The organism is Acaryochloris sp. IP29b_bin.148 (genome assembly GCF_028285565.1).
Lineage (GTDB): Bacteria > Cyanobacteriota > Cyanobacteriia > Thermosynechococcales > Thermosynechococcaceae > Acaryochloris.
Genome location: NZ_JANQOY010000208.1, coordinates 39906 through 61192 on the forward strand (window position 1 = coordinate 39906; position 21287 = coordinate 61192).

A 21287-nucleotide genomic window follows, 5' to 3' on the forward strand; every position below is an offset into this window, starting at 1 on the left:
CTAAAAGTTCTCGCGTAGACTGCCTGAAATCAGTGAAGAGGCTCAAGCAATAAATGTCTAGAATTCGCACAGCAATAAACAAACAGTAAAACGTGAGTTTTTAGAGTTTATAGCTCAATACTGATATGGCTTTCGGTGGGTGTTAATCGTATATTTTTAGCGTTAAGGCTGGGGTTAGCTTTTGGCCTATCTTTGCTAAGTCTCTAGTTTTAAACCATTGCGTCGAAATGCTAAAACGACCTTGGGTTAGATGCTTCTAGCCAATATATAACGAGTGCTAGAGGCAAAAATAGGACATAAAGCCCTATGAATTCTAGTTGCTAGCCCCCATCTATCGAGAAAATAGGTGGATTGCCCTGAATTATAAAGATTTTCTGAATTTCCTTGTTTGAGGAATAAATGATTTTAGAGTGTTCTTGAGTAATTTCTTGCTGCTCTAAGTAATGTATTTTTGAATACAAATAGTGCTTAAAATAGGTGGCTTCAAATAAGAAAACTCATTCGTTAACCACTAGAAAAACTTCCAAATTTTTATCATAGATCTTGTTGGTTAAAAGTGTGTTTTTTTGGAAAAATTGTTTAACATAGGAGTTAAGCTGTGCTTGAAAATCGTTCTACCTATCAGATTCAAGCTGGTGATACCTTATCTGCGATCGCTGAACGTGAGTTAGGTGATGCCAGCCGCTGGCGTGAAATCCAGAAGGAAGACGGTTCTACCTTTACGGAAGAAGAAGCGACCACACTCCAAGTTGATCAGATTGTTTATATTTCTGAAAGTAGCCAACCTCCTGTCGATAATAGTCCTTCGGATGCCCCCACCACGGACTCAATCAAAACAGAAATTGTAGATATTGCCCGCCAAGAACTCGCATTTTTTCAAGATGGTGGTTTAAAGGAAAATCAAAGCGGTGCTATAGAACGGGTTAATGAGTATTGGCAAACCGTTGGTCGTGATGATCTGGATGGGACAGACCGAGACTGGCCTTGGTCAGCAGCCTTTATCTCATGGGTGATGCAGGAAGCGGGCGCTGGCGATCGCTTTGAATACTCAGCCAGCCACTCAACGTATATTGCCGATGCCGTTGCCAGCCGCAAGAATGGCGATAATGATGCCGCTTTTGTTGCCTATCGGTTAGATGAATATTCACCTCAAGTCGGAGATTTAGTCGGCTTCTCAAGGCAGTCTGGCGTCACCTTTGACAGTCCGCCTCCCTATAAATCTCATACCGATATCGTAGTGGCCGTACGAGAGGGGGAGATTGATGTCATTGGTGGGAACACCAGTGATTCCGTTACCCTAAGAACCTTCAAGACGGATGCTCAAGGTCGCTTGATTGACTCCTCCCGAGACTGGTTTGTGGTTCTGAGTAATCAGTTAGGAGAGGAGGTTGCTGAAGTCCCTGTACCACCCCCAAGTTCTCCGCCAGCAGACCCCTCAGAGCCGACTGAGAATAGTCCATTGCAAGTTGGTGATAGCGGTCCCTCCGTACAAGCGTTGCAAGAACAGCTTCTTGAACTGGGCTACGAGTTGCCTCAGTTTGGAGCGGACGGAGACTTTGGTAGCGAAACAAAATCCGCTTTGCAAGCCTTTCAGCTCGAACATGGTTTGGCGTCTGCTGGTGTACTAGATGAGGCAACAGCAGCAGCCTTGGAGTGGGAACATGTCGGTGAGTATGAAAGCGCTTTAGGAACAATTAACGATGGTATTAGTGTAAGAGGTAGCATTGGTGCAGAGGATGACTATAACCCCACCATTTCTAGGCCAGAGAAAGATGTAGTAGACTCATTTAGCTTCTCAATTGATAGGGACCAAGCGGTCAAAATCCACTTAGGTGGTTTGCGCGACAATGCCGGATTAACGCTGCTGGACAGTAATAATCAGCAAATTGCGGCTGCCGATGGTTTGATCAGCAATACGATTGTCGAGGACCTAGAGGCAGGAAGTTACCTGATTCGCATCAGCGATCTCGGTGAAACAGACTACCTGCTCAGTGTATCTGAGGCATCAGACCCCGTTACCCCTCCACCCTCTTCGCCTCCATCTCAGCCCCCTTCATCTCCACCCAGTAACAATACAGTGGTCAACCTTGATCTAGATTTTGAGACCAAGGGACAAAGTATGTGGAGTCGTGGTCAGGCGATTGACATTGAACAGAATGATTTCCTCGGCGTCGAGTGGGATGAATCAGGTACCGTTGAAAAGGCTGGATTGGGGCTCACGGGCTATACGAACGGCAAAGTTGGCTTACAGTCAGAACTATCCCTGACCAGTGGTAAAGTCAACGCTATTCTGCCGATTGATTTTCAATTTTCGCTTCCCGATCAGGTGAGTCCAGGTCAAACCGTTACCATTGGGTCAAGCTATAGCGTCGATGAAGGGGCCTTGTTTGAAACGTTGAGTCCTAGAGCAGACGTCGCGCTTGATTTGATTTTCGAACTCAAGGCTGGTTTAGACGCCAGCATTCCAGGTAAGGATTTTCAGCTCGCTGGAGACGTGAATATTAAAGAATCGATTGACTTACTCAAAGTCCTTCTAGATCCCCAGGAAGAAGAGGAAGAGCAGGAAAAAGAAGAAGAAAACTCAGATAATTCTGAATCAGACTCTTCAGAAGATAAGAAACAAGGGTTTTTTGATAAGTTTGGTAGTCTAGATTTGAATTTTCCTAAGATAGATACTTCAGGAGAATTCGAGGGAACGAAGGCATCCTCTAAGGGAGATGATGATTTAATAACGGCAAAACTAGACCTAGATGGCATTGCTTCAGCGCTGATCCCTCAACTCCCCCCCTTAGAAGTTGAGTTTGATAAATTTGGTTTGGAAGGCAGCTACAACTTACTAGATGTTCAGATTGCAGCGAACTTGCTGGCTAGACAAGATTTTGCGCTATCCCTGGATAATATTCCGGGTCAACTGACGCTAGAAAATGGAGACGTCATCGATTTCGTAGCGGGTGAAGATATTCAGTACACTATCCCTGATGATTTTGAGTTTGGCGACGCTTTAGACATTGAAGCCGATTTTAAGGTTGATACCACATTCCGGAATACAACCGGTTTATCCTACGACGTTGGTCTAGAATTAGAGGCTCTCAGTGCAAGTGGTAAAGCGCCTGTCCCCGTGCTACCAGACGTAAACTTTAACTTTGGGCCAGTGTTGGATCAAGATTTCAACCTATTTGGTGGAGATTTGATTACCTTGTACGATCAACAATTTGATCTGGGGGGATGGAACACTGAATCAGAATCTTTCCAAATTTCCCTGGTGTAGGCTGGCTTTTTTCTGAATCCAATCACCTGGCAGCAGCAGCTCCTGTACGCATGGCCCTCAGGGACCGCTTTCTGGAGTATTGGCTGGACGTAAACCCATTCGACAATTTTTTAAAGGGGGAGTGTTAGGGGAGTTCCAGCGTGATTTTTCCCAATAATCCTTTGCGAAAATCATGGAGCAGTTGCTGAGCCATCCGTTCTAGATTGCCTTGATGACGATGCTCTGCTAAAGCGGTTAGGTAGTCCGCGGCAGTCATAGCGTCTGAGTTCAGCTGATAGCGATTTTGTAAACTATTTTCAGGCAGGAACCCCGGGGGTCTCTCACCACTATCTAGAGTGTGCAATAACTCAATTAGGGTTGTGGCTACTAACTGAGATTCATAGGCCGCAGTCCCAATGTCATCGCAAATTGCCAGTTTATAGGCTGCTTGTTGGTCCTCCAATTTCGCCGGTAAGACACCAGGCGTGTCTAAGAGTTCCAACGCTTGAGATACACGCACCCAACGGAGCTGTCGAGTCACCCCTGGACGACGCGCACTGGCAACAATTTTCCGCTTTAGTAGACGATTGATCAGCGCAGATTTACCGACATTGGGAAATCCTAAAACGACTGCTCGCACAGGGCGAGGCCGCATACCGCGATCGCAACGTCGTTGATTAATGCTAACGCCCACTTTTTCCGCCGCTTTAATCACGGCCTTAATGCCTTTACCATGCTGGGCATCGGTGAAGTAAGGGTCCTGGCCTTCTGTCTTGAGTGTGTCTAACCAGAGCTGGTGGGAGACAGGGGTGACCAAATCGATTCGATTCAGCACCAATACATGGGGCTTTTCGCCAATCCACTTTTGAATCTGGGGATGATGGCTGGACCGGGGGATGCGGGCATCTCGCACTTCCAGAACCACATCTACCTTTTTGAGTTGCTCAACCAGGGCCTTTTCGGCTTTGGCGATATGGCCGGGATACCACTGAATTGGAGGCGTAGACATTAGAGTCGCTCTAGACGATTGCGCAAAATCTCAGCCTGCTTTTCGGCTTCAGCCAGGGTATCGCGCGCCCCCTGAACCACGGCAGGCGGGGCCTGTTCCACAAAATTGGCGTTGTTTAATCGACCACTACAGGACCGGATTTCTGCCTCGGCTTTGCTGAGATCTTTATTGAGTTTGGCTTTCAGGATGTCCACATTCACCACCCCACTGAGAGGGAGGAGGACTTGAACCGTACCCACCACACCGATGATGGTTTGTTTGACTTCCCCTTCTACGGTCGGGGTAATACTCAAGGACTCAACCCTGGCCAGGTCCTGGAGATAGGTTTGACCTGCAGTGAGGATTTGTCGTTCGCGATCGCTCTCGCTTTGCAGAATCACTTTAATCGGTTGCTTAGGCTTAATGCTGGCTTCTGCCCGCAGGTTGCGAATGGTGCGAATGGTGTCAATCACTAGCTCAAACTGTTCTTCGAGTCCTGGATCGACCCAGGCTGTGAACTCCTCTGAGCTTGTACCTAAAATTTCCGTTGGCTGCGAATTTTCAGGTGTAAAGTCATTCGAGGGAGCGGTATGGCCTGGCTCAACTGCGATCACAGGTTCCGCGAGGGCCAAATCTCCACCTAGGGCTTCAGCCGTCGTTTCCAGCGTCTTAGAATCACTTAGCAGCGGTAAAATCTCCTCCGTTTTCTTTTGTAGAGATTCAACCCAAGCTTTGCGATCGTCGTACCAAAGCAGGCGGCGATAGGCATAGTTGAGGGAATATCCCAAACCAATTAACTCAAAAATACTGCCCAACAGGGGAACGCGGTTAATCGCCCCTAACACAGCCGCAACCATCGCCAGACTGATAATACCCAGGAAGAAGGCACAGACCCAGAGCAAAACCGTTTGATTCACATCCAGAAAACGCCCCAGATACGCGGGTAACTCGCCAAAGGTATGAATAGCATCCCGCCAGCTAAAGTCATGAATTTCAGGTTCAGTCTCTGATGCCTCTTCCGCTTGAGCAGTCGATTCTGGCTCCACCGTCTCGGGTTCGGGTGCCGCCTCTTCAATAGGTGCATCAGCACTATCTGCCGTCAGTGGTGTCGCTTCAGTCACCAATTGAATATCGGCAGCTTCTGGGTAGGGCTGGCTGGCCAAATACTGCTCTGACGTTGGTTGAGTCAGGGTCTGCCAAATCTCCTCCGTAATATGGGGCATAAAGGGATGGAACAGCTTCAGGGTTCCTTCCAACACATAGGCGAGGGTTTGCTGAGCGACTCGCTGGGAGGTCGTCCCCTCCTGGCGCAGCCGAGGCTTGACCAGTTCAATATACCAGTCACAGAAATCACCCCAAATAAACTCATACAGACCTTTAGCGGCTTCACCTAAACCATAGGCATCTACTTGATTGCGGGTCTGCTGCACCAGGCGATGATACCGAGACAAAATCCAGCGATCGGCCAGTTCTAGATCAGCGATCGCAGGTTGCCCGAGCTGCTCTGGCGTTTGTCCTTTTAGGTTCATCAACACAAACCGTGAGGCATTCCACAACTTATTGGCAAAGTTACGAGACGCTTCTACAGAGGTGGATTCATCGGTTTTGCGGTTGTATTCCAGGCGAATATCTTGTCCTGCACCGGCCACTTCTCGAATCAGGGTATAGCGGAGAGCGTCCGTGCCATATTTATCGATCAAGATCAGCGGATCGATGCCGTTATTCGACGACTTGGACATTTTTTTATTGTTTTCGTCCCGCACCAAGCCGTGAATATAGACATCCTTAAAGGGCATTTCTCCCGTGAAGTGCCCTGCCATCAGGGTCATGCGGGCCACCCAGAAGAAAATGATGTCAAAGCCGGTCACCAAAGTGGCCGTAGGATAGTAGGTGGATAAATCCGCCGTTTCCTCGGGCCAGCCCAAGGTGGAAAAGGGCCACAAGCCGGATGAGAACCAAGTATCTAAGACATCTGGATCCTGAAGGAGCTGCACCTCCGGTCCAAATTGCTCTACGGCTTTTTGCTGGGCTGATTCTGCATTCTCAGCCACCACAAACGGCGTATCTTCGCGAATTTCGCCCTCGGTTTCACTAATGGCATACCACGCCGGGATTTGGTGCCCCCACCAAAGCTGGCGAGAAATACACCAGTCCCGCAGATTCACCAGCCAATCGCGATAGACCTTCGTCCACCGTTCAGGGATAAACTCAGGTGAACTTTGGTCATCTAAAAACGCTAACGTCCGTTTGGCGAGCGGCTCTGTTTTGACAAACCATTGAGTGGAGATTAAGGGTTCAACGGGGACCTTGCCGCGATCACTATAGGGAACGCTATGGCGATACGCTTCTGTTTTCACCAGACAGCCCTCTTCTTCCAGACGAGCCACTACCCGTTTACGGGCTTCAAACCGATCTAATCCGGCAAAAATATGACCGTGTTCATTTAAAGAGCCATCTTTATTCAAGATATTAATGAAGGGCAAATGATGTCGCTGGCCCATGGCAAAGTCATTGGGGTCATGGGCAGGCGTGACTTTAACACAGCCCGTTCCAAATTCTGGGTCGACCAACTCATCGGCAATCACCGGAATTTCCCGTTCTGTAATCGGTAGCTTAATGGTTTTACCAATCAGGTCCTGATAACGCTCATCCTTGGGATTCACCGCTACCGCTGTGTCGCCCAACATCGTTTCTGGGCGGGTGGTGGCGACTTCTACAGTACCGGAACCGTCGCTGAGGGGATAGCGGAAGTGCCAGAGATGACCATCCACTTCTTTATTTTCTACTTCTTGATCGGAGACCGCCGATTGACTGGCCGGGCACCAATTCACCATATAGTTGCCGCGATAGATCAGCCCCTCTTCATGCATCTGCACAAAAGCTTTGTTGACCGCTTTGGACAGGCCCTCATCCATCGTGAACCGCTCACGGGTCCAGTCCACCGAAACGCCTAATCGCCGCTGCTGGTGGACAATTTTGCCCCCCGATTCAGCTTTCCAGCGTTTAGCCCGTTCTAAAAATTCATCTCGGCCAATGTCATAGCGGGTTTTGCCTTCCGCCTGTAGCTGCTTCTCCAAAATCGTATGTACGGCAATGCTGGCATGGTCCGTCCCCGGTAGCCACAAGGTATTGTCACCAATCATGCGATGGTAGCGAATCAGCACATCAATCAGTGCCGCCTCAAAGGCATGGCCCATATGCAGGCTGCCCGTCACATTCGGTGGGGGGATAACGATGCAGTAGGGGGCACCCCCATGGTTCGGATCGGCTTTAAAGACGTTGTTCGCTTCCCAAGTCTCTTGCCATTTGGCTTCGGTTGCCGCGGGATCATATTGGCTAGATAGGGATGGAGCGGTGGCAATCATAACTTAAAACACTCTGAAGAGGAGAAGAAAAGCCTATTAACTGAGGCAGCATTTAGATTAAATTCTGCCATATTTACCTGTGCCTGTCGGTCTTTCTCAAGATTGATCGATAAACTTCCCCTTTGAACTAAGCAGTAGTGACGCTAGAATAACCAAAGAGACCAAACGTCGGTAGGCCAAGTTTTGGCTAGATTCAAGAAGAGTTATCCTTTCGTCCTGAGTTAGTTGACTTACCTCCGCATTCCAATCTCGATACGTTGTTTATTTGATTTTTGAAGGTAAGGTATGACAGTTTACATCGGTAACCTATCCTATGAGGTTACAGAGGATGACTTAACCGCAGTTTTTGCGGAATACGGAGAAGTCAAGCAAGTTAAGCTTCCTGTGGATCGTGAGTCAGGTCGCAAACGTGGTTTTGGCTTTGTAGAGATGGAAGACGAAGCTAACGAAGATAAAGCCATTGAAGAACTAGATGGTGCTGAATGGATTGGGCGGACGTTGAAAGTCAATAAAGCCAAGCCCCGTACCCCCCGACCTGCTAACAGTTGGGGCGGCAACTAAGAGATATTGAACTCAACATATCTTTTGTGAGGTTAGGTTATGTCTTAACCTCGGCAGCAACTGTATCAGGTAAGGGTAGCGACCCCATCCTCCCTTACCTGCTTTTTATGTTTGGATAACAGTATCCCCTGTCATCCAGACGTCCAGCCCCATTACTTGGAGAATATTGAATGGCTCAAGTGGTCCTTGGAGACGATGAGCAATTAGAATCCGCCCTGCGTCGATTTAAACGAAAAGTATCGAGAGCCGGCATCTTTGCCGATATGAAAAAAAATCGCCACTTTGAGACGCCTGCTCAAAAGCGACAGCGAAAAACGACTGCCAGACTGCGAGAACGACGTAGAATGCGGAGTCGCCGTCGGTAGATAACGGCGCTGGTTCCATCGTTGGTAACTCACGCATGGAGCCACTGAATATTTCCCGCTCACCTCAAGGCAACAAACCCTATCGATTGCTGACATAAAGCGGCGATCTTTGGCCCCAGATCCATCTAGGGTCGTTGGTGGATGTATGACTCGCTCCCGAATCATGTCAATGGATGGGTAAGACTAAAAATAAGCGACTTTGTCCTAGGGATTCTGCTCTCTTTTGTATACTTAAGTGAAGATAGGATGCTCCTTGCCCAAGGGTATTTGGCTTGACCCGATGCTTTGGCTGCTATCCAGTCGAGATTGAGCTCCTGTTGATCCCTTGCTCACTTCTCTGCTCAAGGGTATTTTAAGTGTCTAAAGCATTTGGTGAGAACGAAGTCTCTTGAGTTACGCAATCGATTTTGGCACCAGTAATACGGTTATTGCTCGTTGGAACCCCGTTGCCGAGCAATCTGAAGTCATTAATCTACCTGGTTTGAGCCTTCAGGTCGCACAAAACCCTGATTTGATTCCTAGCCTGCTCTATGTTGAGCAAGCAGCCGAAAATAAGGTATTGGTGGGGCAGCAAGTTCGCGATCGCGGCCTTGATGTCCAAGCCGATCCACGGTTTTTTCGCGGCTTCAAGCGGGGAATTGGGTCTCCAGTGCAGGGGTTCTTGCCTGACTTGGATGGTCAGACCCTTCAGTTTGAACAGGTAGGACGCTGGTTCTTGCAGGCCATTATGCAGCAATTGCAAACCACCTATCCCGATGTTAAAGACTCGTTAGTCCTCACCGTACCGGTTGATAGCTTTGAGACCTATCGGCATTGGTTAGGTCAAGTCTGCGAAGACTTGCAGGTCGAACAAGTTCGCATGATCGACGAACCGACGGCAGCTGCTTTGGGGTATGGCAAGGCCGATCAAGATATTTTACTGGTGGTTGATTTTGGCGGCGGCACCTTTGATCTATCCCTGGTACAGCTGAATCCCTCCCAGCAAAAGACCCAGCCTCTGGGATTTATTTTGAAATGGGGAGACAAAAACTTAGCGGAATCCTCTAAACAGCGTCCTCAGTCTGCTCGAGTGCTTGCCAAAGCGGGACAAAACATCGGGGGCACAGATATCGACCATTGGTTAGTGGATTACTTTGCCAAAACCCAAAGCTTAGCAGTCACTCCCTTAACAACCCGGTTAGCGGAGCGTCTGAAGATCCAGTTATCGCTACAGCCTCAGGCCACAGAAGTGTACTTTAACGAGGAAACCTTCGATAGCTATGAGTTGACGTTGGGGCGAGAGCAATTTGAGCAAATTCTACAGGAGCATCAATTTTTTGATCGCCTAGATGACAGCATGACTCAGGTGCTGCAGCAGGCTCGTCGTCAGGGCTTAACGGTTGAAGATATTAAAGCAGTGCTACTGGTGGGCGGTACCAGCCAAATTCCTGCGGTACAAACCTGGGTACAACAGTATTTTGACGCCAGCCGTATTCATAGCAGTCGGCCATTTACGGCCATTGCCCAAGGCGCTTTACAAGTGGCTCGCGGGTTGGAAGTCAAAGATTTTTTGTATCACAGTTACGGCATTCGCTACTGGGACCGGCGCCAAAATGCCCATAGCTGGCATCCGATTATCCCGGCTGGCTTGCCCTATCCCATGAATGAACCGATTGAGCTGACGCTGGGCGCCTCCACGGATGCACAACCTAGTATTGAGTTGATTCTAGGAGAATTGGGGAACACCAATAGCGGCACAGAGGTGTTTTTTGATGGCGATCGCTTAGTCACACGACCACTTTCCGATCCGCAAACCCTTGTCCAGCCGCTCAACGATCGTGATGGTTCCAGGAAGGTGGCACAGCTCAAGCCGCCTGGGTATCCTGGTAGCGATCGCATTAAAGTCCAATTTTGGGTTGATCAACAGCGTACCCTGCGCATCAGCGTAGAAGATCTATTAACCCAAGACACATTGCTAAAAAATCAAATTGTCGCTCAGCTCAGTTAACGCTTGGCAATGTTATGCCCCAGGGGGGGTGATAACTCCGAAGAGTTCCCCTGAGGCAATTTCATCCTAACTTTCAGTCTCTGCAAAACACCTGAGTGGCATCACGGAATATATCGCAGTGATCTCCATCACCGCGTCAGTATAAATAAGCACATAGAATTCTTCCTCAAGGGGATAAGTTTTGTTCGAGATGCACGCATCAGGGGATGATGACCCGTATGCGAAAGCCAGGTGTAAAGAGTTTGCTTATCTCTGTTATTTTATCGGTCTAGACAATTAAATAAAAAGCCCCCTTACGGGGGCAAGTTTGTTGGAATGCACGTATATGGTGATGACAACCCATACGCGCTAGTGAGGTTTAAAGGGTTTGCTTATCTCTGAGATAATATTAACAACCAAAGGTGAAGATGGCGTGAAAACTTTTGCCCTCACCTTTCGGAAAGTTTGCAAATAAAATACCCCCCAGTCCACACCAGGTAACTAAGGGGTAAAGGAGACGCAAGTTTTCGTTCATATGCCTTTAGCATTCCCAAGAATGACTGGTATTGAACACTCAACGGATTAGGCGATTAATCTACATCAAGTCCGCAAATCCCATCCCTAACCACTGTTGAAAACACTGTTTTTGCTGAGCCGTGGGGGTTGGCATGGGTCGTATCGCGTAGGACTTTGGCAACGGTTCGGCCAATGTGACTGGATGGGTCTCCAATTGATCCTCATGAAAGACGGTGATGGCGATAGAATCACCGGCTTGATAATCCTGTAAGCGTTGATTGAGCTGATCGGGCTGCACCCGAAAACCATCGATGGCCAACAGCTGATCGCCGGGCTTTAAGCCTGCCTGCTGAGCGGGCGAGTTCACGTCTACAGACTGCAATTGTCCTGATTCGGATTGTTTTCGTAAGTTAAACCCCAGATAGGGAATAGGCGCCTCCCCCCACTCAGGCACCACTTCTAGGCCAAAGGGGGCCAAAAACTCGGCATAGGGAAGTTCGACGGTGCCCTCAATATAGTCCTGCCAAAAAGACGTTAAATCTAACTCCGTCACCGCTTCAATCTCAGCCTGTAGTTGTTGACTGGTATAGCCTTGCTGAGTTTTGCCATAGGTTTGCCAAAGCTGCAACATCACATCATCTAAGGAGCGTTGGTTCTGGTGCTGGTGGCGAATTCGCAAATCCAGGAGTAAAGCCACAATTTCTCCCTTCAGATAGTAGGAGACTTGGCAGTTGCGAGAGTTGGCATCGGGGCGATACAGTTTAATCCAGGTATCAAAACTGGACTCGGTGAGCGATTGTACCTGTCGCCCAGGAAGAGCCTGTAGGCGTGAAATTGAGTCTGAGATCAGCTTCAAATAGACTTTAGCGTCGTAGATGCCCGCCCGATAGGGAATCACTAAATCATAAAAACTGGTGACACCTTCACAGAACCACAGCAGATCCGTATAGTTTTCCTGGTCATAGTTAAAGGGCGATAACGCTTGAGGGCAAATCCGCTTCACATTCCACAAGTGGAAAAATTCATGGGCCACCAAGCACATAAAGCGATGGTAGGAATTGGGTTGACGGAACCCAAAGCGAGCGTATAGCAATGAGCAACAGTTGTGGTGTTCTAAACCGCCATATCCTCGTGCCGATAGATGTAAGAGAAAAATATAGCGATCATAGGGTAAACCGCCAAATATCTCAGCTTCCACCTCGATAATTTTTTGAGTGTCAGACACTATTTGGGAGAGGTTGTAATTGCCAGCCCCCCAAATCGCCAACTGATGGGGTTTATCCAGCACTTCAAAATGCTCGATATGATGGGTGCCTATTTCAAAGGGGCTATCAACGAGAGCATCAAAGTTCTGGGCCACAAAGGTATACGGATCATCAGGGAGAGGGTTTAAGGCTGTGGTGACCTGCCAGCTTGGCTCAGGAGGGTGAATCGTAATGGCAATTTCTCTGTCTACTTGTCCTGGTACATACAAGCACATTGCACCTGGATTAAAGTAGCCATGGGTGGCATCTAAATGATTAGTTCGTACTGTCAATTCATGGGCAAAGATGCGGTAGTGAATAATAGCGATTGAGGTATCCGACGTTTGGACCTGCCAGTGATTTTTACTGATTTTTTGCCAGGACAAGGAATGGCCTTGATTATCGGTGGCAGAGAAGTCTTGTAAATGCTTCGCGTACTCTCGAATTAAATAGGACCCTGGTGTCCACACCGGTAGTTTTAAGTCTAGGGTTGATATCGCTGCGAGTGAGCAGTGCAGAGTAATTTCAAACAAGTGCGAGGCTGGATCAGGCATCGCTACTTCATATCGAAACATGGGTGTTGATGAGGAAGCCATAGCCTGCTCAGAAGCAAGAACATCAGTCATAGGATTGAGATACTGGCATTGATTTTATTTAGTGTATCGATCAATGCTAAGCAGGTTGAGGGAACGGAATAAATATTTGTTGCCCCACCTAACCATTCTTCTCTTTTGTGACATTTGTTAAAAGAAATATTTAAGTTGAGCCATTCTTCAAAGAGTGTGTTACACTCTTACTCCAATACGACTGAATAGGTTTGCTGTTTTGCCTGTTTTGCTATTTGGTAGCAACAGTCAAATTATGCTTGTAGGTTTGGGGGAAGCCTAATCATCGTTGCGAAAATCTTGATGTGGTTATGTTGATTAACTAACCGTCTTTAATTCAAAGCCTGTTCTTTAATTATCAATAGGCTAGAGTTTGAATAATCTGCTGTATCGCTTTTATTTTGCGGTGAGAGCTTTGTTCTGGCATCAAGTTGGTTATTCTTCCTGATACATGATCTAACATCTAGTCATCGCTGACCTGGCAAAAGTTTGCTCTTATCGAAGGAATTGTTATCAATCCTGAGGCTTGAAAAACCGATTACCGTTTCTAAACTTATCGTTAGGTAATCAGTAATACTTGAGTTTTTCTTGGCATTCGGTGTCCTGGTTGAATACAAATTCAGTCCACTCAGTTTTAAACGCTAACTTTTAAGCAATTTTTTCTTGGGTCACCACGCAATCTTTTTAGAAAAATAATGGCAGTATCTCGGTTTACCAAAGAGTCTTCTCCACCGACCCTAGCGTCGCAAAAACGACTGCTAACGTTTTTGCAGGAAGAGCTAGCACTACCGAATGATTCGATTGGCCTGGCACTTCGTCATTTGGAGCAGGATCCGGGACCTTTACCAATTGTGTTATGGCAGTACGGGCTGATCACTTTAGACCAGCTGAATCAGATATACGACTGGTTGGAAAACACTTAAGGATGAAGGGTGCAGATTCCCCATATCTCCTTCGCTTTTACACAAGGACCACTAGCTCGGTTGGGCAAAGCAACGCGCAGCGGCCTGGCTGCCGATGCCGGGCTGGAATGGATATCCTAGATCACTGAGCGTTGCCTCAAGGGCAGCGATGGTGGTCAGAATATTGCGATCGCACATATACCCCAAGTGTCCAATGCGGATGAGCTTCCCTCGCATATGATCTTGGCCTGCGGCAATCACCACACCATACTGGTCCCGTAAGTGTGAGCGCAGCAGTTCTGGATCGATCTGTGCAGGTGCGATAGCGGTCACGGCAGGGCTGGCGATGGCATCATCAGATACCCATAGCGGCAAATCAAGGGCGCGCAAAGCTGCTCGGGTCGCCTGCATCAAGCCTTGTTGATGGGCAAACAGTCTGGTGAGTCCCTCGGCTTTCATCATCGCGAGACTGGCCTGCAAGGCAAAAAATAGATTAACCGGAGGCGTAAAAGGCGTTGTGTTCGCTGCTGCATCGATGCGATATTTGCCCAAATCGAAGTAAAAACGGGGGAACCGAGCAGTGGCATGGGCTTGCCAGGCAAAGGGGCTGACCGCGACAAAGCCCAATCCCGGTGGCATTCGGTATCCCTTTTGAGACGCTGAAATAACGACATCAAGACGCCACTCATCCATGGGGACGGGACATACCCCTAAGCTAGTGACGGCATCAACAATGATCAAGGCTGAGCTATGGGCTTTGATATGGTGGCTGATGGTTTCTAAATCATTCAGGACCCCCGTAGAGGTCTCGCTATGGGTGATGATGACGGCTTTGATCGGCGGATTTGGCTGGGCTTGCAAGTGTAGGCGAAACGCCTCTGGATCGAGTGCTTTGCCCCAGGGAGCCGTCATCCGTTCGGTGGCCAGACCAAATTGGTCGCACAGGTTCGCCCAGCGATCGCCAAACTTGCCGTTACAGCCCACCAGGACGCGATCACCTGGACTGAGAAAATTGAGGATGCCTGCTTCCATGGCACCAGTGCCGCTGCTGGCTAAGATTAAGACATCATTTTGAGTTTGATGCAGCCATTTGAGATCAGCGGTGAGGTCGGCCATCAGGTTCCGAAATTCTGGACTGCGATGGCTAATGGGTGGCTGGGCAGAGGCCAATAAGACCTGTTGGGGGACAGGGGTAGGTCCCGGAATCATTAACATGAGTGGATTATCCATGCAGTCAGCCCTTGCAGATCAAGCAGAAGTCCATAAACGCTGCCAGGTGAGGTGTTGCCTGTGGGGATGATGGCTCCATCGCAGCAGATGGCTAGCAGGCTGACCAGGCCCCAATCCTGGAAGCCCTATGGCTTGGCGAGGGGCTTCCGTTGCTAAGGTGATGGCCCGTCCCACCGAACAGATCTGCCACTTCACAAGATTTTGCACTCCTGCTAGCAGGGGCAGCGTCGTGCCTGACAGGGTGCCATCTGCTAGGCGAGCGGTGCCGTCTGTGACCTTGATTTGGCGAGTATCCCAAGGATAGACACCATCGGGCAACCCCAATGGTGCTAAGGCGTCACTGACCAAAAACAGACCCCGTCGAGGACTGGCCTTGAGCAAGAGTTGTAGCATTAAGGGGTCAACATGGTGGCCATCGGCAATAAAGCCACACCAGACTTGAGGGTGCATCAGCGCTGCTGCCAGCAATCCGGGTTGGCGGTGGTGAAGGCTAGGCATGGCGTTGAAGGCATGGGTAACCATCGTTGCCCCTTGTTCAAAAGCGGTTTGGGCTTGCGCTGCTGTTGCCAGAGAATGGCCGAGGCTGACGAGGATCTGTTGCGATCTCAACCAAGCCACGGCGGCCCCAGATGGATCGAGTTCTGGTGCCAGCGTCATCACCTTGACGGCCTGTAGGTAAGGACCGATCACCTGCTGCAAAACTTCAACGGTCAAGGGCTGGAGAAACTCCTGCGGATGAGCACCGCGTTTAGAGGGATTGAGACAGGGCCCTTCCAAATGGACCCCCAAGATCTGAGCTTGGGGAGCTGCCTCTGACGGTTGATAAGTCGGGAGAACGGACAATGCTTGCTGAAATTTAGCAATGGATGTGGTCACTAAAGTGGGTAAAAACCCATCTACCCCCTGCTGCCAGAGAAACTCACCAATCTCCTGTAGTTGAGGCCGATGGGCGGGCAGTAAATCGGGAAACGCAAGTCCGAGTGCGCCATTGATTTGGAGATCTACGCCACCCAGCGAGAGCCAGTCGCCCGCTAAGTCCACCCTCTGGGCAGGCTGCCCCTGAGCAGGGGCAGCCATCGCTTCGATCCGTTGGACAAGCCCATCTTCAATACAGACCCGTTGGTGACCGGCTCGACCTGGAATCCTTGCATTATCCAGCTGATATCGGCCCGATGTGAGCGTTGGCACCGTTGACATTAAGCGGCCGACTTAACTCGTCTGGACGGCATTTGAGGGATCCACTGAGGTGCCTGCGGCTTGAGTGTCGTCCATGGGGGTTAGCTCAATGTGGTTGAGGAGAGTGGTTACAAAGGCAAAGAGCAAAAAAGGCAGTGATAAGACTAGGATCAAACCGCCCGTTAAAAAGGCATACATGGGATTTTGATAGAGGGCAACTGAGGAGGCCAAGGCAATGAAAATCACAATTAGCCAAATAATCACCTGGGCATAGATATCTCCAAAGGTGAGGGTGCAGGTAAATCGATACCCTTGTAACGGATTCATCGAAGCGTCCTCAAAAATTAAAATTTTTCAGTTATTCATGTTGCACGGGGGGCAGGATGTTGATAAATAGGAACGTGCAGATTTCCAGAAGTGATTAAATTCTAGGCAAAACTTGATGTTTTGGAACAAAAAGAAAAGCTTAAGTTTAGGATATGGATCCGTATTGTAACGTGTTGGATTGTTCTGCTGAAATAGCAAAAAAGAGGGTCCCTTGAATCATCCTGCGAATTCTCCCGAGATTGCCATCATTATGGGTAGTGATTCTGATTTACCGACGATGCAGGCTGCGATCGCAGTCTGCGAGAACTTTAGTATTGCTGCCCATGTCGAAATTATTTCTGCCCACCGGACGCCGCAACGGATGGTGGAATTTGCCCAACAGGCGCATACCTTAGGGATTAAAGTCATTATTGCGGGTGCCGGGGGAGCCGCCCATCTCCCCGGCATGGTGGCTGCGCTGACCCCTTTACCCGTCATTGGTGTACCGGTAGCCAGTCGTCATTTGCGAGGGGTGGATTCTCTCTACTCCATCGTTCAGATGCCCGGTGGGATTCCAGTTGCCACCGTTGCCATTGGGAATGCTAAAAATGCCGGGCTGTTAGCGGTGCAAATGCTGGCCCCCCATGATCCTCAACTGTTAGCCCAAGTTCTGGCCTACCGTCAGTCCCTCACAGAAATGGTGCAAGAGAAGCAAGAGCAGTTAACCGCTAAGGGCTATCAAAAATACTTAGAAGACTTTACCTAGAAGACTTTCAGAGCTACCCCTAACCAAGCTAAGATTTGGGTAGTTGGCGGGAGCAGTTCAGGAATGGTCGGGCATGCATCCATGCAAGGTACCTTAGCTTGTGAACGAGCTTGGGTCACAATTGATTTAAATGCGTTAGCCAGCAATATTCGCCAGCTCAAGCAGCAGATCCTGCCCCAAACGGCTCTTATGGCAGTGGTCAAGGCAGATGGGTATGGGCATGGGGCAGTGACCGTTGCCCGTACCGCCCTAGAGCATGGGGCGACTTGGTTAGGCGTTGCGACCATCATTGAAGGCATTGAACTCCGCCAAGCCAATATTGATGCGCCTATTTTGGTGCTGGGTGCGACCCACACGGTCCAAGAAATCGAAGCAATCGTCCGTTGGCAGCTACAGCCGACCCTGTGTAGCCCTGAGCAAGCACTGACCTTTTCTCGGCACCTCCAGCATGCCTTGCCCGTCCATTTAATGATTGACACGGGGATGTCTCGTCTCGGCCCCATCTGGCAGCAGGGCGCCACCTTTATTGAATTTGTTCATCGCCTCCCCCATCTCACCATCGCCAGTATCTATTCCCATCTCGCAACTGCCGACCATGCGGATACTAGCTTTATGCTGCAACAGCAAAGTCGGCTGCAGGAGGTCCTTAGCCGGCTCCAGACCCAGGACTTTCCCCTACCCAAACTGCATCTAGCAAACTCTGCAGGGATGTTGTCTGGTCCGCAATTTCATTACGATTTAGTTCGGGTGGGACTGGCGTTGTATGGCCTATATCCCAGTTCTCAGTTCCAGAACAAAATTCATCTTCAGCCTGTGATGCAAGTTAAGGCGCGTGTCACCCAAGTCAAAACCTTACCAGCAGGATCGGGCGTCAGCTATAACCACACCTTCACCACTGATCAACCATCGATAGTGGCGGTGGTGGGGATTGGCTATGCTGATGGTGTCCCTCGGTTATTGTCGAACCAGATGAAAGTCATTATTCGTGGACGTCTGGTTCCCCAAATTGGTGCAATTACGATGGATCAGCTGATGGTTGATGTGAGTTCTATTCCCGATCTGCAGGTCGGCGAAATGGTGACGCTATTGGGGCAGGATGGGAATGCCACCATTTCAGCAGAAGTGTGGGCAGAAACATTAGGGACCATTTCCTATGAGGTGGTCTGTGGATTTAAGCATCGTTTGCCACGGGTGTTGGTTAACCATGGTGCCCCACAGCGGTGATTGGTACTGATTAGAGATTATGGGGCAAATTGGTCCATCGTCCCATGGTGTGGATGTCGGGAGATCCGGTCGAGCCAGTGGCGAATATGGGGATAAGGGGTAAGGGAAAACCCGCCTTCTGAGGCCACATGGGTATAGGCATATAAAGAAATATCAGCAATGGAACATGCGTCCCCGACCAAAAAGGAATGCTTGCCTAAATGTTGTTCCATCACGTCCAGGGCTGCATACCCTCCAACTCGGCGAGTTTCCAATTCAGCTTGGCGATCCGCCGGAGAACCAAGATAGCGAATAATGTATCGAGAGGTGGCAATATAGGGTTCATGACTATATTGCTCAAAAAACTGCCATTGCAAAACTTGAGCATAGGAAAATGGGTCAGTCGGTAAGAATGCAGACTCTCTGGCTAAAAAGTGCAGAATGGCATTGGACTCACAGAGACATCGCCCATCGGGCAGCTCCAAGACAGGCACTCGACCATTCGGATTTTTGGCTAAAAAGTCTGTTGTTCGGCTTTCTCCCTTCAAGATATCAACGTGAACCCACTGATGTTGAATGTTTAAAAGCGACATTAAAAGCTTGACTTTATAACAGTTACCAGAATATATATCGCCGTATACCTTGTATTGACCCATCGCACTTCATATCCCGCTATATGACGATATCTCTCTAAAAAGAGATATTTAGATTTGGATTGTAACGTCTGATATTTTTATCCCCGTAAATACAGTGATTTTAAGGTCATGCTTTAGTGACATCGTCAAAACATTCGGTTGGATACTATAAAATTGGCAACAGCAGTTGATCCTCTGTGCCAAAGCAGACACTACAATCCAAGGATCTAAGTCGCCCAACCTTGAACCGAAGTTCCAGTGAGTGAACGCTAAAAAAAATTGCTAGAGCAAAACTCTTGTAGTCTCTACTTTTTAATGATTGACCCAGTTTTTTAGCTCATCAGCCTAAAGCTTTTGTGTCTGGGTTATCTTAATTCGTTGATGGCTAGCGTAGCATCAGGAAAGATTTTTAAAGGCTTTGAGCTAACACGTGAAACATCTACTTATCCCCCTGTTTATCTTGGGATGCATCAGTATACTGACAGGCTATCTGCGGTTTATTGTTGATGACAAAGGCAATATTCCTTTAAACCGTTTTCGGCTGACAGGTTGTATCGGTGATGTCCTGATAGGTATGTTTTTGGGGACAAGCGATTTATGCTCTCGCCAACTATCGGACAAGGCAAAATCTGCGTTATTGGTCTATGCAGGTATTGCTCTGTTCTTCCTGGGATTTCAACTGGGAACTTAAGTCGCAGGAAAACTGAGATAGTCGCACAACGGTAAAGCCCCCTGCATTAGCTTGGGGATGTAATTGTGTTGGAGTTGGGGGAGAAATCTACAGCATACTTCAGGGGATTGAGGCTGTGATCGCACTAATTCACAAACGTTAGAGGAGTTTAGTCTGTTGGAACTTCCGCCTCACCATTGAGCGGATTGGGACCTGGTTCTCGGGGTGCAGAAATGGGTGAGTTCCCAAGATCACCATCATCGCTCCATCCATTCCAAGCATCCTCTTCATGGATAAGGGGATAAACTTCCTTATAATTTTGATGCCAAGGCGGTCGAACTAAGCCAATCCACTCCAACCCAGAAACAGTTTGAGTAACAACCTTGTGTTCAGATCCTTCAAAGGCAATTAAACGATTAGGACCATAACTAACGATTTCAGAAGTTGATAGCTGGCAACTCCCTGTCAAGAACCTGGGCAACCATACATAGGGCAATAGCGAAATGACTAGAGAATGAAGAGAATCATGTTCAGGCCCCAAAATGGTATTTTTCACCCACCCCAAAGGTACTCCAGTTTCGGTAATCACCCCAAAGCCAGTCCAAGCAATCGTGCTGTCGGCATCCATCGTCTTTTTGAAGTCTTCTGGGCTAGTAAACTAAGTGAGACCCTGATGCAGTTTTTCTACACTAAATTGCGGTCTGTAAGAATCTCATAGCCTGTTTTAGTCACCAAAATGGTGTGCTCAAACTGGGCTGATAACGCATTATCAACCGTGACTGCCGTCCAGCGATCGCGAAGGATCTTGGTCACCTTGGACCCCGCATTCAAAATCGGCTCAATCGCCAACGTCATCCCAGAACGCAGTTTGACATTACGCATCTGGCGAGTACGGTAGTTAAACACCGAAGGCTCTTCGTGGAGATTGCGGCCTACGCCATGTCCCGTAAAGTCTTCGACCACAACAAAACCATTCCCTTCCACATGGTCTTGAATCGCTCCAGCAATATCCATCAGATAATTGCCTTCCTTCACCTGCTCAATCCCTTTGAACAGTGCCTCTTCCGCCACGCGGATTAGCTTAGCTGCATCATCCGTCACTTCTTCCACGGCGATGGTGATGCAAGAATCACCGTGAAAGCCTTCAAAATACGCACCTGTATCAACCTTGAGGACATCCCCTGACTGAATGACTTTCTTCGGATTGGGTATACCGTGTACCACTTCGTGGTTAATGCTGGCGCAAATGGACGCCGGGAAACCGTGATATCCCTTAAAACTGGGGGTGGCTCCCATCTCGCGAATTCGCTTTTCAGCATGGGCATCCAAATCAGCCGTGGTCATCCCCGGTTCCACTAATTCAGAAATTTCTTTCAGAACCGTGGCGACAATTCGGGACGCCTGTCGCATGATTTCAATCTCACGCTTGGACTTAATTTCAATCCCTCGACCTCGTTGCTTCGGTACAGAGGGCTGGGCAGGCTGTGCCAATAGATTAGAGAGAATGTTCATGCGTTTTTGAAGACAGGTTTGCTGAGGATG

General features: G+C 48.7%; 17 protein-coding genes. 8 read left to right on the plus strand and 9 right to left on the minus strand.

The features are described 5' to 3' along the window. The first annotated feature begins 598 nt into the window (after positions 1–598). Complete coding sequence (locus Q0986_RS18785; RefSeq protein ID WP_299414237.1) at positions 599–3268, plus strand: DUF2272 domain-containing protein; 2670 nt, start codon at positions 599–601, stop codon at positions 3266–3268. Between the two features lie 124 nt (positions 3269–3392). Here the strand turns inward: Q0986_RS18785 and ylqF are convergent, their stop codons facing one another. Both ylqF and Q0986_RS18800 read right to left on the minus strand, forming a co-directional pair. Beyond that, positions 3393–4256 carry a ribosome biogenesis GTPase YlqF gene (gene ylqF / locus Q0986_RS18790; protein WP_299414239.1) on the minus strand — a complete coding sequence of 288 codons (864 nt, stop codon included), beginning with the start codon at positions 4254–4256 and terminating at the stop codon, positions 3393–3395. Next, complete coding sequence (locus Q0986_RS18800; RefSeq protein ID WP_366918629.1) at positions 4256–7600, minus strand: valine--tRNA ligase; 3345 nt, start codon at positions 7598–7600, stop codon at positions 4256–4258. Before Q0986_RS18800 ends, ylqF begins: the two co-directional genes overlap by 1 nt. A 285-nt stretch (positions 7601–7885) precedes the next feature. On the opposite strand from Q0986_RS18800, the gene Q0986_RS18805 reads away from it, so the two are divergent. From Q0986_RS18805 to Q0986_RS18815, 3 genes are all read left to right on the plus strand, one after another. Beyond that, on the plus strand, positions 7886–8161 hold the full coding sequence (locus tag Q0986_RS18805; protein ID WP_299414242.1) for an RNA-binding protein: 276 nt from the start codon (positions 7886–7888) through the stop codon (positions 8159–8161). Positions 8162–8331: 170 nt separating this feature from the next. After that, positions 8332–8526 carry a 30S ribosomal protein S21 gene (gene rpsU / locus Q0986_RS18810; protein ID WP_299414245.1) on the plus strand — a complete coding sequence of 65 codons (195 nt, stop codon included), beginning with the start codon at positions 8332–8334 and terminating at the stop codon, positions 8524–8526. Between the two features lie 388 nt (positions 8527–8914). Next, the gene (locus Q0986_RS18815; protein ID WP_299414248.1) at positions 8915–10513 is read left to right on the plus strand and encodes an Hsp70 family protein; all 1599 of its coding nucleotides are present in this window, start codon (positions 8915–8917) and stop codon (positions 10511–10513) included. A 574-nt stretch (positions 10514–11087) separates the two neighbouring features. On the opposite strand, the gene Q0986_RS18820 is transcribed toward Q0986_RS18815, so the two are convergent. Next, a complete protein-coding gene (locus tag Q0986_RS18820; RefSeq protein ID WP_366918630.1) occupies positions 11088–12878 on the minus strand; it encodes a M61 family metallopeptidase in 1791 nt (596 codons plus the stop codon). 674 nt (positions 12879–13552) lie between these two features. On the opposite strand from Q0986_RS18820, the gene Q0986_RS18825 reads away from it, so the two are divergent. Then, complete coding sequence (locus Q0986_RS18825; protein ID WP_299414253.1) at positions 13553–13780, plus strand: DUF2949 domain-containing protein; 228 nt, start codon at positions 13553–13555, stop codon at positions 13778–13780. Positions 13781–13831: 51 nt separating this feature from the next. Here the strand turns inward: Q0986_RS18825 and Q0986_RS18830 are convergent, their stop codons facing one another. Genes Q0986_RS18830 through Q0986_RS18840 form a run of 3 tightly spaced genes read right to left on the minus strand, consistent with a single transcriptional unit; the run spans position 13832 to position 16492 of the window. Next, entirely contained in the window at positions 13832–14989 is a 1158-nt protein-coding gene (locus tag Q0986_RS18830) for an alanine--glyoxylate aminotransferase family protein (RefSeq protein WP_299414256.1), read from the minus strand. Between the two features lie 18 nt (positions 14990–15007). After that, the gene (nagA, locus tag Q0986_RS18835) at positions 15008–16186 is read right to left on the minus strand and encodes an N-acetylglucosamine-6-phosphate deacetylase (RefSeq protein WP_299414260.1); all 1179 of its coding nucleotides are present in this window, start codon (positions 16184–16186) and stop codon (positions 15008–15010) included. Between the two features lie 12 nt (positions 16187–16198). Next, positions 16199–16492, minus strand: a complete 294-nt coding sequence (locus Q0986_RS18840) for a hypothetical protein (RefSeq protein ID WP_299414263.1) — start codon at positions 16490–16492, stop codon at positions 16199–16201. Between the two features lie 250 nt (positions 16493–16742). Here Q0986_RS18840 and purE point away from each other — a divergent pair, with 250 nt between their 5' ends. Together purE and alr are read left to right on the plus strand one after the other, a co-directional pair. Then, entirely contained in the window at positions 16743–17237 is a 495-nt protein-coding gene (gene purE / locus Q0986_RS18845) for a 5-(carboxyamino)imidazole ribonucleotide mutase (protein ID WP_299414326.1), read from the plus strand. Positions 17238–17300: 63 nt separating this feature from the next. After that, positions 17301–18461, plus strand: coding sequence for an alanine racemase (gene alr, locus Q0986_RS18850; RefSeq protein WP_299414266.1), 1161 nt, complete (start codon positions 17301–17303; stop codon positions 18459–18461). 17 nt (positions 18462–18478) lie between these two features. Here alr and Q0986_RS18855 read toward each other — a convergent pair whose 3' ends face one another. Then, entirely contained in the window at positions 18479–19096 is a 618-nt protein-coding gene (locus Q0986_RS18855; RefSeq protein ID WP_299414269.1) for a glutathione S-transferase family protein, read from the minus strand. Between the two features lie 409 nt (positions 19097–19505). Between Q0986_RS18855 and Q0986_RS18860 the strand changes: the two genes are divergently transcribed. Continuing rightward, entirely contained in the window at positions 19506–19766 is a 261-nt protein-coding gene (locus Q0986_RS18860) for a hypothetical protein (RefSeq protein ID WP_299414273.1), read from the plus strand. 148 nt (positions 19767–19914) lie between these two features. On the opposite strand, the gene Q0986_RS18865 is transcribed toward Q0986_RS18860, so the two are convergent. Together Q0986_RS18865 and map are read right to left on the minus strand one after the other, a co-directional pair. Beyond that, positions 19915–20373: a hypothetical protein gene (locus tag Q0986_RS18865; protein WP_299414276.1), complete on the minus strand. Its 459-nt coding sequence runs from the start codon at positions 20371–20373 to the stop codon at positions 19915–19917. A gap of 56 nt (positions 20374–20429) precedes the next feature. Beyond that, positions 20430–21257 (minus strand): type I methionyl aminopeptidase, encoded by an 828-nt coding sequence (map, locus tag Q0986_RS18870; RefSeq protein ID WP_299414280.1) that lies wholly within the window; start codon positions 21255–21257, stop codon positions 20430–20432. Between the last annotated feature and the right edge of the window lie 30 nt (positions 21258–21287).

Excerpts from the sequence above, each read along its gene's own strand:
- ylqF (WP_299414239.1), bottom strand. The coding sequence starts at position 4,256 with ATGTCTACGCCTCCAATTCAGTGGTATCCCGGCCATATCGCCAAAGCC.
- Q0986_RS18800 (WP_366918629.1), bottom strand. The coding sequence starts at position 7,600 with ATGATTGCCACCGCTCCATCCCTATCTAGCCAATATGATCCCGCGGCA.
- Q0986_RS18805 (WP_299414242.1), top strand. The coding sequence starts at position 7,886 with ATGACAGTTTACATCGGTAACCTATCCTATGAGGTTACAGAGGATGAC.
- rpsU (WP_299414245.1), top strand. The coding sequence starts at position 8,332 with ATGGCTCAAGTGGTCCTTGGAGACGATGAGCAATTAGAATCCGCCCTG.
- Q0986_RS18820 (WP_366918630.1), bottom strand. The coding sequence starts at position 12,878 with ATGACTGATGTTCTTGCTTCTGAGCAGGCTATGGCTTCCTCATCAACA.
- Q0986_RS18825 (WP_299414253.1), top strand. The coding sequence starts at position 13,553 with ATGGCAGTATCTCGGTTTACCAAAGAGTCTTCTCCACCGACCCTAGCG.
- Q0986_RS18830 (WP_299414256.1), bottom strand. The coding sequence starts at position 14,989 with ATGGATAATCCACTCATGTTAATGATTCCGGGACCTACCCCTGTCCCC.
- nagA (WP_299414260.1), bottom strand. The coding sequence starts at position 16,186 with ATGTCAACGGTGCCAACGCTCACATCGGGCCGATATCAGCTGGATAAT.
- Q0986_RS18840 (WP_299414263.1), bottom strand. The coding sequence starts at position 16,492 with ATGAATCCGTTACAAGGGTATCGATTTACCTGCACCCTCACCTTTGGA.
- purE (WP_299414326.1), top strand. The coding sequence starts at position 16,743 with ATGGGTAGTGATTCTGATTTACCGACGATGCAGGCTGCGATCGCAGTC.
- alr (WP_299414266.1), top strand. The coding sequence starts at position 17,301 with ATGGTCGGGCATGCATCCATGCAAGGTACCTTAGCTTGTGAACGAGCT.
- Q0986_RS18855 (WP_299414269.1), bottom strand. The coding sequence starts at position 19,096 with ATGGGTCAATACAAGGTATACGGCGATATATATTCTGGTAACTGTTAT.
- Q0986_RS18865 (WP_299414276.1), bottom strand. The coding sequence starts at position 20,373 with ATGGATGCCGACAGCACGATTGCTTGGACTGGCTTTGGGGTGATTACC.
- map (WP_299414280.1), bottom strand. The coding sequence starts at position 21,257 with ATGAACATTCTCTCTAATCTATTGGCACAGCCTGCCCAGCCCTCTGTA.